Genomic DNA, 12,251 nt, shown 5'->3' with positions numbered 1-12,251 from the left:
CGTGCGCCCGGTCCGCGAACTCGAGGGGAGTTGTCCGTGCACTGTTTTCATCCCGGGATCCTGCGCGAATACGATATCCGCGGCATCGTGGGCGAGACCCTCTTTGCCGAGGACGCCCGGGTTCTGGGGCAGGTCTTCGGCACCGTGCTGAGGGACACAACGCCCCACCCCCACGTGTTTGTCGGACGTGACGGACGCCTGTCCTCCCCGGAGCTGTGCGACGCGCTTGCCGAGGGGCTCCTGTCCACGGGGGCCCGGGTCTCGGATTTGGGGATCGCCCCCACACCGCTGGTCTATTACGCCCACATGACCCGGGAGTCGGACGGCGCCATCCAGGTCACGGGCTCCCACAATCCCGCCGGTCACAACGGCTTCAAGATGATGCGCGCACGGCGCTCGCTCTCGGGACGGGGCGTGGCCGAGCTGGGCTACCTGGCCTCCCGGGGGGCGTTTGCCTCCGGTGCGGGAGAGCGCCGGCGTGTCGACCTCCAGCCCGCCTATGTGGCCGAGCTGCTGCGGGGCTGGCCACCGGGCGCCCGGCCACTGCGGGTGGTCTGGGATCCGGGCAACGGGGCGGCGGGGCCATGCGTGGAGGCCCTGTGCGCGCGCCTGCCGGGCAACCACCACGTGATCAACGCCGCCGTTGACGGGCGCTTTCCGGCCCACCACCCGGACCCTGCGGATCCGGCAACCCTGACCCAGTTGCAGGACGCCGTGGTGCGCCTGCAGGCGGACGTGGGGCTGGCCTTCGACGCGGATGGCGACCGTCTGGGCGTCGTGGACCCCACCGGGCGCGTCCTGCCCGCGGACCTGTTCCTGCTTCTCCTGGCCCGGGGGGTTCTTGCGCGCCATCCGGGCACCGCTGTGCTTGCGGACGTGAAATCCAGCGATGTCCTGTTCGAGACCCTGCGCGCCATGGGCGCCCGCCCGGTCGTCTGCCGCACGGGGCACACGCTGATCCGGCGCAAGATGGTGGAGTTGGGGGCGCTCCTTGCGGGGGAAATGAGCGGCCACGTGTTTTTTGCGGACGCCTACCACGGTTTTGACGATGCCCTGTATGCCGCCGTGCGGGTGCTGGGGGAAGTCGCCGCCCTGGACGGGCCGCTGTCCGAGTGGGTGGGTGCCCTGCCGCCGCGGGCCACCACGCCCGAGATCCGCATTCCCTGCGCCGACAGCCGGAAGTGGGCGGTGGTGGAGCGTGTGCGCGAGCGCCTGCGGGCGGAACGCGCCGACGTCTCGGAGATTGACGGCGTCCGGGTGCGCCGCCCCGGCGGCTGGTGGCTATTGCGGGTGTCCAACACCCAGGCCGCCCTGGTCGCGCGGGCCGAGGCCACGGATGCCGCAACCCTGGACACGATACGCAACGACCTGGACGCCTACCTGAATGCGGCCCTGAACGCCGTGCCCTGACGGGGGGATTTGGACCGCTGCCAGACCGGAGTGGGCGGTTGCCTGAGCGGGGCTGATCCGTTCCCCCGGGGAACGCCTGCCACCACCGGGAATCTAGCCGTCCGGCCTGGAGCAGCCGGCCGCGCCCGCACGACGGTGCCAACCGCCACGCACCCCACATCGAAATGCACCCGAGCCGCCACACGACCGGCCGTTACAGTCCCTCCGCCGGGGACGGGCACAAAAAAAACGAGCGGGAGGAACCCGCTCGTTTCTCTGGCCTGACGAAAGGCCGAAGGTCGGTGACCGGAACGGTCCGGAAACGGGCGGCGAACCGCCCGCCGGAACAGATCCTAGAACAGACGCAGGACGGCCTGCTCGGACTGCTGCGCGATGGAGAGCGCAATCACACCGAGCTGCTGGCGGGTCTGCAGTGCCAGCATGTTGGCCGATTCCTCGTTCATGTTGGCGTTGACCAGATCCGCACCACCACCCTTCAGGGTGTTGATGGTGTTGTCGGTCCACTCGGAACGGGTCGACATGATGGACGAGTAGTTACCGAGCTCGGCAGAGTAGGCCTGAACCTGCTTGCGGGCCTTCTCGACGCTCGCGATGAACGCGTCGATCTTGTCCGTATCGACAACCTTCGGGCCGTTCACATCCCCAGCAACCTGGGGCTTGTGCCAGTCATCAACCGTGATTTCCTTGGCCCCGTTACCGTTCACCAGACCGGTGAGCAGCGAGCTCAGAGACTTGGCGTTCACATCGATCTTGCGGTCACGGTCCTGCTCCGAGAAGATGACCGTCAGACGCTCCGGCGCGACGTATCCGTTCTTGTCCTGATACGCTTCGCGGTTGTTGGCAACCTCCTCGTTCACGCGGGTCTGAAGATCACGGGTATCGGTGCCGCCGCCGGACACCAGATTTTTGACCTTCTCCTTGCCGACGAGCGCGCTGTTCGCGTCAAGAGAACCGCCCGAGGCTGCGTTTGCTTTCGAGACGAGCTCGTTTTTCAGAGCAGCAGTGTCGACCTTCGTTCCCTTTTTTGCTTCCGTAACGAGGTAGTAATTGCCGTCGGTGTGTTTCTTGACCTTACCAACAGCCCCGGAGTCCCAAGCCTCGATGTTCTCAAGCTTGGACGACTCATCAAGGGCATCAGTCAGCGTGACATCCTTGGTGCCGTAGTCCGACTGCGCTTTGACCTTGATTTCCTTGGCGCCCGTTCCCTTCTCAAAAAGGGCCTCACCCTTTTCCGCAAGGGCCGCGTCAAAGGCCTTGCCCGCGTACTCCGTGCGTTTTTCGTTGGTCAAATCGGCTTCGGTCAGGGTGCTGCCGGCAGCGAGCTTCGCTTTCGCCGCTTCTCCAGCATCCGTGTCCAGCCCCACATCCTTGACGTTCTGGATCAGGTTGATGCCGTCGTAGTTGGAGTCCGCCGCCAGCTGGACGATCTGCTCCAGCGTGTCGTTGATCTGCTTGATGTAGTTCTTGCGGACGTCGGCATCCTTTTCCGCCTTCACGGACTGGGCGGCGGCCTTGGCGTTCTTCAGGAGGGAGTCGATCTGCTCGAGAGAGTCGACCGCTTCCTTAATCACGTTCACGCCGTTTTGGATGTCTTTCTTGATGTCGGCCAGGTCGCTGGCGCGATTGGTCAGGTTGCGGTTCTTGAAGAACGCCATCGCGTCATCAAGCGCCGAGTTCACCGCCTTGCCGGTGGACAGACGGCCCTGCGTGCGGTCCACGAGGGACTGCGTGTTCTGCAGGGACAACAGGTTCGACATGGAGGCGGAGGAGAGGGTCACTGCTTTAGCCATGGTTCTATCCCTTTCTAGGATAAAAATGTTTAGCATGGCGGGGCGTTTTCAGGGCCCCGCCCCCCGGGTTTGCCCGAGGGTAGGTTCCGTAAAAAACGGAGTCCCCGGAGGCCGGGGACTTTCGGGTGTCGTCACGCACGCTCCAACCTGAAGTTTCTTTAGGCCGATGCATGCCACCCGATTTTGGACCATAGCAAAGAGACCATAAGGAGTCAATTGAATGAGAAAAAGTGAGGGAAATCGAAGAAAAACACGAAAAAGCCCGCCCGCCGCCGTCGCCACCCCGGATCCTGAACTGCGGATGACGGCGGGGAGAAACGCCCTGTTTTACTGAATAAATACAAGAAAAAACCCGACTCGCGCAGACATCAACACGCGCACCAAGACAAAGAAGGCCGATTCCCTCCCCGGCCCGGGGCGGCCCGCAAACCGGGCTTTTACTTTCGCGCGACCGGTTCGCCCGGAACAGACAGGACAGACCCGGAAAAACGGGCGGTTTCACAGGGGCATTACTGCCGGATCCCACCCCTGATTTCTTACCCCCGCAACGACCGGAAGCACCGACTCCACTTCCAATGTGGACAGTTCCTGTCCTTCGCGATACGATGGCCGTTCGACAGCACTTCCCTTATTCAACTGCCTCCGACATTCGGACGGTTCCAAGCAGAATGCCAGGGAGACTCCGGAAATGGCCATTTCCCCCCTTATGTCGTCGCTGATGCCCATGAGCTCGCGAATCGGGCCGAATGCCCTGACAGCACGGCCCTCGACACTGAACCCGTTCGCCGAGGCCGGAATGGGGCATCAGGCGGCCCGGCTTTACACCGAGATGGAGGGCGAGAAAGAAAAGGTCGCCCTCGAGTACCAGGCCCAGGCCAAGGCGCTGGATCTCGATGAAAAGCGGATCTTCAGGGTCATGAAGGATCTGGCGACCGCGAAGACCGGCCTGGAGAAAGCCCTGAAGGGCAAAAAGTATGGACCCCATGGAATCGAGACCGTCGAGAAATCCATCGAGGAGATGCGAACGGCCCTCGGAAACATGGAGGAGGCCCACAAGGGGGGCAACCAGAGCGACCTTGCGTATTACAAGTCGAAGTACGACAACGCCCTCGCCCGCCTGAACGATGCGGCCAACGACTACAACTCCTCCAACAATCTGATCGGCTCGCCGCGGGACTGGGCGGTGTGGGCCCCCAACTCCCTGGAGTATCGGGCCAGGCCGAATGCCCGATCCGACTCGACCATCAGCGGCCAGTTCCTCGGCTCGGACTTCCGAATCGAACTCGACGCCAAAACGGTCTGGTCACCGTCGTACTACGACGCAACCACCTCCACCGATGTCTCGCAGGGCACCTACGGCTCGGGGGGCAACCTCACACTCTACAAGGACTACAACCCGCACCAGCCCCACGCGAGCGGCGGCAAGGACAAGACCGTCGCCTTCAAGGATCTCACCCTGGAGGAGCGCTCGGGAGACCAAATCACCCTGAGCTACAAGGACGGAGACGAGACGGTCAAAATCACCGGCACGCTCAAACAGGGCGGGCTGGGCGTTGGCCCATCGTGCCTCTACACGATGGACGAGAAGGGCTTCGAGGCCATGCGCAGCGACCTGTCGTCCGCCGGCTTCAAGGTCTTCGCCGCCAAGACGGCCTTCGAGGGCGACCTGCGCGCGCTCACAAAAGCCGAGAAGCGATTCTCCGAAAGCCTCAAGGACATCGCAAAGGAACGCCAGAAACTCGCCAGCCTCGAGTATCTCGACAAGCAGGACGTCGAGAAGGAATACCGGCGGCAGTTCGATGTCATGCAACAGCAGTACGACGTCATGACCCAGGCCCAGCAGGCGTATGTCCAGGTGTTCCAGTCCACCATGGTGTCCATGGGCAAGAAGAACCCGTTCTTCGATATCATGGGCTGACGGGGCCCGAGACAGGGGCAGACAGGGCGTCCCGCCCGCCCCCTGAAGCTGGTTCCCGGGCAAAAGACAGGGCAGATCCGGCGGTCATGACGCCGTTTGGAGGCTGGCGCCCTGTTGGGAGCGCGATGCCGTGCCCTTCCAGGGGCGTGCGGCCACCCCTCGACACTGAAGGGCCCGATGCGCGTACGTGACGACGCATCACCGACACTGAAGGGCCATGCGAGCCCCCCGCTTGCCGCCTCTTTTGCTGTCCGCTCCCGCGCAACAGGCGTCGGGACAGGCCGACAACCGTCCCCTTTCCCCGCGCCAGACAGCCGGACAGCGCTCGGGAATCGGCACCACACCACGACAGCCCCACCCCAGGCCGCGTCCGCGCAACAGCCGCCGCGACAGGCCGCGTCGGGGTGACTGGCGCCTGTTGCTGCACCCCTCCCCGCACCGCGCCGGACATCGCTAATAACCGAACGCTGAAAAACCCACCATAAAGACCCGAGCGCGGAGAGCGCGCCCGGACAGGCCGCGCCCCTCCCCCTACCCCCCCCCCAGCGGTAACGCCGACTGTAGCGGGACCGCGGAACCCGCGCGGGAAGCACCGTCCAGCCTGCCCACGGCGGGACCGCCCCGTGCAGTTGAGCCGATCACCCGGCCGGTTCCACACCCGATGGGAATGCCCGCCCGACGGGCGCAGAGCCAAACTCCCTCCGAACGGGCCTGCGAGGCAACGCCCTTTTCCGCACGCGGGAGGGCCTGAAACGGGGTCAACGGAAGCGCGCCTGGAAAAAGGTGAACGCCCCGGCCCCGATCGGCCGTCCCCGCAACTCCGGGCCCCTCCTCCGTGGCCCCGGGCACGGGTCCGCCCCGCATTCCGGGCGCTCTGGACATCTCTCCCGGTGCGGTTCTTTTTTTGCTTTTCTTGTCCGGGGCGGGCGGCTATGCTCCCGACCTATAGCTTCGCACCGCAAGCTTTTCGCTTTCCGACCCCGGGGACACGGTACCCCACCAAGCCCGCAGGAACGATCCTGCGTATAAAAAAACAAGAAAGCCGCCTGAAAATAATGGCTTTTGCAGTTCAGGAAGATCCAACATGACCGATGAAACTCTTTTTCCCGTTCCTGAGGCCCTGGCATCGACCGCCCATGCCAACGCCCAACGTTATAAGGAAATGTATGAGCACTCCATCAAAGACCCGGAAGGTTTCTGGGGCGAGCATGGAAAGCGCATTGACTGGATCAAGCCCTACACGAAGGTCAAGGACACCTCCTTCGACCCCCACGACGTTCACATCCGCTGGTTCTACGACGGAACCCTGAACGTCTCGGCGAACTGCCTGGACCGGCACCTTGCGACCCGCGGCGACCAGACCGCCATCATCTGGGAAGGCGACGACCCCTCCAAATCCGAGTACATCACCTACCGCGACCTGTACGAGCGGGTCTGCCGCCTGGGCAACGCCATGCGCGAGATGGGTGTGAAGAAGGGTGACCGGGTCTGCCTTTACATGCCCATGATTCCCGAGGCCGCGGTGGCCATGCTGGCCTGCGCCCGCATCGGAGCGGCGCACTCGGTGGTCTTCGGCGGCTTCTCGTCGGACTCCATCCGCGACCGGATCCAGGACGCCGAGTGCTGCGTCGTCATCACCGCCGACGAGGGGCGCCGCGGTGGTCGCACCTTCGCCCTCAAGAGCACGGTTGACCGCGCCGTCGAGCAGTGCCCCTCCATCCGCAACGTGATCGTTGTGCGCAACACCGGCAACGACGTCAACATGGCCGCCGGCCGGGACGTCTGGTACCACGACATCGTGGCCAACCAGCCCACCGACTGCGCGCCCGAGGAAATGAACGCGGAAGACCCGCTGTTCATCCTGTACACCTCCGGCTCCACCGGAAAGCCGAAGGGCGTTCTGCACACCCAGGGCGGTTACCTGGTGTACGCGTCCATGACCCACGAGTACGTGTTTGACTACCGCGAGGGCGAGGTTTTCTGGTGTACCGCCGACGTGGGCTGGATCACCGGACACAGCTACCTTGTGTACGGCCCGCTGGCCAACGGCGCGACCACGGTCATGTTCGAGGGCATTCCCACCTACCCCACCGTCTCGCGGTTCTGGGAGGTGGTCGACAAGCACAAGGTCAACATCTTCTACACCGCCCCCACCGCCATCCGCGCCCTGATGCGCGAGGGCGAGGCTCCGGTCAAGAAGACCTCGCGGGCCTCGCTGCGGATCCTGGCCACCGTGGGCGAGCCCATCAACCCGGAAGCCTGGCTCTGGTACTACCACGTTGTGGGGGATGCCCGCTGCCCGGTCATTGACACCTGGTGGCAGACCGAGACCGGCGGCCACCTGATCGCCCCGCTTGCGGGTGCCACGGACCTCAAGCCCGGCTCGGCCACCACGCCGTTCTTCGGTGTCCAGCCCGTCATCGTCGACGGGGAGGGCAACGAGCTCAGCGGCGCCGTGGAGGGAGCCCTGTGTATCGGGGATTCCTGGCCCGGGCAGATGCGCAGCGTCTACGGCGACCACGACCGCTTTGTGGACACCTACTTCAGCACCTACAAGGGCTACTACTTCAGCGGCGACGGCTGCCGGCGCGACGAGGACGGCTACTACTGGATCACCGGCCGCATCGACGACGTGATCAACGTGTCCGGTCACCGCATGGGAACGGCCGAGATCGAGTCCGCTCTGGTGGCGCACCCGAAGGTGGCGGAATCCGCGGTTGTGGGCTACCCGCACGACATCAAGGGACAGGGCATCTACGCCTACGTCACCCTGGTGAGCGGCGAGCCGGAGTCCGAGGATCTGCGCAAGGAGCTTGTGCAGTGGGTTCGCAAGGAAATCGGCCCCATTGCCACGCCCGACGTGATCCAGTGGGCCCCCGGCCTTCCCAAGACCCGCTCCGGAAAGATCATGCGGCGCATCTTGCGCAAGATCGCCGAGAACGACTATGATTCCCTGAGCGACACATCCACGCTGGCGGATCCCTCGGTCGTTCAGGATCTTATCGAAAGCCGCCCTGCCACCTGATTTCCGGCCCCCGCTCGGGCACCGGTTCGTGCGGGGGCAACTACAAGGAGTCAGGAATGCCCGTTCTGGTGACCGGATCTGCGGGATTTATCGGAAACGCCCTTGCGTTCCGCCTTCTCGGGCAGGGGAACCGGGTTATCGGGGTTGACTGTTACACACCCTACTACGACGTGGGCCTGAAAGAGGCCCGCACCCGCAGACTGGAGGCCTTCCCCTCGTTCTGCGAGGAGCGGATCGACCTTGCGGACTCCGGGGCCGTCCTTGACGTGTTCAAGCGTCACCGGCCCCGGCTTGTCCTGCACATGGCCGCCCAGGCGGGCGTCCGCTACAGTATTGAAAACCCGAAAGCCTACATGGACTCCAACCTGGCCGGCACCTTCTCCGTGCTGGAGGCCTGCCGGGCCGTGCGCGTCGCGCACCTGGTCTATGCGTCCACCAGCTCGGTGTACGGCGCCAACACGACCCAGCCCTTCAGCGAGCACCATCCCGCCGACCACCCGCTGACGTTCTATGCGGCCACGAAGCGCTCGGGCGAGCTCATGGCCCACTCGTATGCCCACCTGTTCCGGCTCCCGGTGACGGCGCTACGCTTTTTCACGGTCTACGGTCCCTGGGGACGCCCGGACATGGCCCTGTTCTCCTTCACCGCCGCCATCCTGGAGAACCGCCCGATCCCCGTGTTCAACAAAGGGCAGATGGTCCGGGACTTCACCTACATTGACGACATCGTGGACGGCGTCCTGCGGGCCACCGCCTGCCCGCCCGAACCGGACATGGCCGCGCGCGGCATCCCCGACCCGGCCACAAGCCCCGCCGGGCCTTTCCGCATCTTCAACATCGGAGCCTCCCAGCCGGTGGAACTGCTGCGCTACATCCGGGTTCTGGAGCAGGCGCTTGGCAAGGCGGCCATCATGGACCTTCAGCCCATGCAGGCGGGTGACGTGCCCTCGACCTGGGCCGACACCTCGGAGCTGGCGGCGGCCACCGGCTACGCGCCGTCCGTCTGCGTCGAGACGGGGGTCCGCCGGTTCGTGGACTGGTACCGCACGTTCTACAACGTCTGAGCCCACGCCCCGGCTTTCCGGGAAAGGCAGCCGGGCCACGGGACGCACCCACGACATCCTCCCCCCCCCTTGCCGGGAGGGGAGGACCGAAAGCCGTAACGCGGGACGCTCCACCTTCTGGCACGGCCCACCCGAGCACGACAAGGGGCCCCGGGGAAAGCTCCCCCTCCCGGGTCGGAAAATGGAGACCATCCGGCGGAATGCTGTCCCGCGCCCGCTGGTCGGAAAGCGGACACCGGAGACAGGAAAACACCATCCTCAGGGGAAAGGGCACCTCCCCGGAGACAGCGGACCGGGCCTCCCGTGTACCCGGACGGTGCGCCCCAGACCCGCGCCACCCGGAAGAGCAAGGCTCCCGGCCGGCCACACCACGCGGCAACGCGGTTGGCACCCGTCCCCCGCCCCAAGCGAGCACCGAGGAGGCCAGCCTCCCCCGGTCACGCCCCCCGGCGTTACACCCGAGCCACCACCCGGCCCCGGCGGGCACCGGGGAGGCCCGCGCCGCCACCCCGGTCACGCCGAACCCCAGAGCACCGCACCGGGCCCCGCACCGGGCCCGGCGCCCGACTCCCCGACCACTCCACCCCGTGAAAACCGGACCCGGTGGCCGCGAACACCCTCCGGAGGCCTCCACAGCCGTGATTTGCCGCTTTATTTCGCCCAAAAGCGACCGCCCCCCTTTTCAGAGCCGCCCTCATTTGTGACAATGCCTCACGCTCCGGTAGAGGTCTCTCCCTCCCGGCAGCGTGACGCCAGACGCCCCGGCCTCCCCGGATCTCCCCCGGGCCTCCCCGGATCTCCGACGACGACACAAACGTGAAAGAGTGACATGACGAACGAGCCGTTCCTGACCGCCACCGCAACCAGTGCCGTTCAAGACGCGGCTGCCGTCGCCACCGGGGCGGCCAATGCGGCCGGAACACACGATGTCCCTCTCGTCGCCACCATCGCCATGAGCCTGCTGGTGGCCCTGGTCCTGGGCTGGATTGCCGCGCGCCTGAGGATGTCCCCCCTGGTGGGCTACCTGATGGCGGGCATTTGCGTCGGGCCCCACACCCCGGGCTTCGTGGCCGACACCACCATGGCCCGCCAGCTCGCAGATATCGGGATCATGCTGCTGATGCTGGGGGTCGGCCTGCACTTCTCGGTCCGGGATCTCTGGGCCGTGAGGCGCATTGCCGTGCCGGGGGCCATCGGGCAGATCCTGACGGCCACCTCCATCGGAACCTGCCTCGCCCTGATCTGGGGCTGGAAACCCATAGCGGGCTTTGTCTTCGGCCTGTCCCTGTCGGTGGCCAGTACGGTGGTCCTTCTGCGGGCCCTTGAGAACCGCAAGGCCGTCCAGACCCATAACGGGCGCATTGCCATCGGCTGGCTGATCGTGGAGGACCTGGCGATGATTATCGCCCTGGTCCTGCTGCCGGCCATTGCCGCCTTTGCCACCGGGGGCGATGCGGGAGTGCTGTTGAACGGCCAGGAAACCGCACCGGCCCTTCCGGCCCGGCCCGGCTCCTGGTTCTCGACCCTGATCTCGATTGTATCGCTCTCGTTCCTGAACAACTTCCTGCCGACCCACATCATCTGGGTCGCCCTCGGGGTCACCATCCTGAAGGTGGCGGTGTTCATCAGCCTGATGCTGATTGTCGGGCGCCGGGCCCTGCCCTGGCTGCTGGAGCGCGCCGCCCGGTTCGGCTCGCGCGAGCTGTTCACCCTGACGGTTCTGGCCCTTGCCCTGGGGATTGCGTACCTGTCCTCGGTGCTGTTCGGGGTATCGGTGGCCCTGGGCGCCTTCTTCGCCGGGGTGGTCATGAGCGAGTCCAAGCTCTCGCACCAGGCGGCGGAGGACACCCTGCCCCTGAAGGACGCCTTTGCGGTCCTGTTCTTTGTCTCCATCGGCATGCTGTTTGACCCCACCATCCTGATCGAGGAACCGCTGCACGTTCTGTCGGTGGTCGCGGTCATCGTGGTGGGCAAGTCCCTGGCCGCGTTCGGGATCGTGCTTCTGTTCCGCTACCCCGTGTCCACGGCGCTGACGGTCTCGGCGTCGCTGGCCCAGATCGGCGAGTTCTCCTTCATCCTGGGAAGCTTCGGCATCTCGCTCGGGGTTCTTCCGGTGGAGGGCCTGACCTACATCCTTGCGGGAGCCCTGATCTCTATTGCCTTCAATCCGGTGGTGTTCTGGCTCCTGGGACCGATTGAGCGCATCATCCGGAACCGCCCGGGCATGCACTCACTGGACAAGCGGGTGCGCCGCAATCCCCTGTCCCGACTTCCGGTCACGGTGGATGAATCCCTGCTGGAGGGGCACGCGGTGATCGTGGGCTACGGACGCGTGGGCTCCCTGATCGCCCGGGCCTTCGACATCGCCAACGTCCCGTTTGTGACCATCGAGGAAAACCCGGGCTGCGTGACCGCGCTGCGCCAGAAGGGCCAGATCGCCCTCATGGGAGACGCAACGGACCCGTTTCTGCTGGAGGAAGCGCATATCGCCCGGGCCCGCCTTCTGATCGTGGCCATTCCCGACAGCTTCATGGTGCGCCAGGTGGTCCAGAGCGCCATCGCCATGAACCCGGGCCTGACCATCACGGCCCGCACCCATGACGAGTCCGAACGCTCGTTCCTGGAGCGCTCGGGCGTGGACCGGGCCATCATGGGCGAGCAGGAGCTGGGGCTTGCCATGATGGCCTTCGCCCTGCGCAATGTGGGCATGGATGACGCCAGCGCCGACAAGATGGTGGATGACTTCCGGGTGGGGCTCCGGCCGGTGCGCGAAACCGCCTGATCACGGCGCGTTCCAAACGACGGGGCGCCTGTGTCTCTGGCGCCCCCTCCCCGTTTCGCCTCACGCAGCCTGGCGGCCCCGGCGGGGGCGGCGGGCCGTTGTCTCCCTCCGCCTGCCTGCCCATCCGGCCAACAGCGCACAGCGCGAACCGGCCCGTCATGCACGGATGGATCCCTCTCGCCGTGGGCTCGACCTGTGATAGAATGATTCCATGCCGCTCACGACGCGCGTCCCGAAGGGGCGGTCCCGGACCGGAGGCGGC

Annotated in this window: 6 protein-coding genes; 5 read left to right on the top strand and 1 reads right to left on the bottom strand. The window is 65.5% G+C overall.

Translation table 11 applies throughout. The features are described from left to right. The first annotated feature begins 36 nt into the window (after nucleotides 1-36). The gene (locus IHV25_RS04515; RefSeq protein WP_192533908.1) at nucleotides 37-1,410 is read left to right on the top strand and encodes a phosphohexomutase domain-containing protein; all 1,374 of its coding nucleotides are present in this window, start codon (nucleotides 37-39) and stop codon (nucleotides 1,408-1,410) included. A 332-nt stretch (nucleotides 1,411-1,742) separates the two neighbouring features. Here IHV25_RS04515 and IHV25_RS04510 read toward each other — a convergent pair whose 3' ends face one another. After that, entirely contained in the window at nucleotides 1,743-3,200 is a 1,458-nt protein-coding gene (locus IHV25_RS04510) for a flagellin N-terminal helical domain-containing protein (RefSeq protein ID WP_192533907.1), read from the bottom strand. Between the two features lie 688 nt (nucleotides 3,201-3,888). On the opposite strand from IHV25_RS04510, the gene IHV25_RS04505 reads away from it, so the two are divergent. The 4 genes from IHV25_RS04505 (at nucleotide 3,889) to IHV25_RS04490 (ending at nucleotide 11,989) form a co-directional block, all read left to right on the top strand. Then, nucleotides 3,889-5,118: a hypothetical protein gene (locus IHV25_RS04505; protein WP_192533906.1), complete on the top strand. Its 1,230-nt coding sequence runs from the start codon at nucleotides 3,889-3,891 to the stop codon at nucleotides 5,116-5,118. A 1,084-nt stretch (nucleotides 5,119-6,202) separates the two neighbouring features. Next, on the top strand, nucleotides 6,203-8,143 hold the full coding sequence (gene acs / locus IHV25_RS04500; RefSeq protein ID WP_192533905.1) for an acetate--CoA ligase: 1,941 nt from the start codon (nucleotides 6,203-6,205) through the stop codon (nucleotides 8,141-8,143). Nucleotides 8,144-8,199: 56 nt separating this feature from the next. After that, a complete protein-coding gene (locus IHV25_RS04495) occupies nucleotides 8,200-9,207 on the top strand; it encodes an NAD-dependent epimerase/dehydratase family protein (RefSeq protein WP_192533904.1) in 1,008 nt (335 codons plus the stop codon). Nucleotides 9,208-10,036: 829 nt separating this feature from the next. After that, nucleotides 10,037-11,989, top strand: coding sequence for a cation:proton antiporter domain-containing protein (locus IHV25_RS04490; protein ID WP_192533903.1), 1,953 nt, complete (start codon nucleotides 10,037-10,039; stop codon nucleotides 11,987-11,989). The last annotated feature ends 262 nt before the right edge of the window (nucleotides 11,990-12,251 follow it).

Source organism: Phaeovibrio sulfidiphilus, from assembly GCF_014861485.1.
In the GTDB taxonomy this organism is placed as follows: Bacteria; Pseudomonadota; Alphaproteobacteria; order Rhodospirillales; family Rhodospirillaceae; genus Phaeovibrio; species Phaeovibrio sulfidiphilus.
This window is presented reverse-complemented; position numbering and strand designations above follow the sequence as displayed.

Excerpts from the sequence above, each read along its gene's own strand:
- IHV25_RS04505 (WP_192533906.1), top strand. The coding sequence starts at position 3,889 with ATGGCCATTTCCCCCCTTATGTCGTCGCTGATGCCCATGAGCTCGCGA.
- IHV25_RS04490 (WP_192533903.1), top strand. The coding sequence starts at position 10,037 with ATGACGAACGAGCCGTTCCTGACCGCCACCGCAACCAGTGCCGTTCAA.
- IHV25_RS04495 (WP_192533904.1), top strand. The coding sequence starts at position 8,200 with ATGCCCGTTCTGGTGACCGGATCTGCGGGATTTATCGGAAACGCCCTT.
- acs (WP_192533905.1), top strand. The coding sequence starts at position 6,203 with ATGACCGATGAAACTCTTTTTCCCGTTCCTGAGGCCCTGGCATCGACC.
- IHV25_RS04510 (WP_192533907.1), bottom strand. The coding sequence starts at position 3,200 with ATGGCTAAAGCAGTGACCCTCTCCTCCGCCTCCATGTCGAACCTGTTG.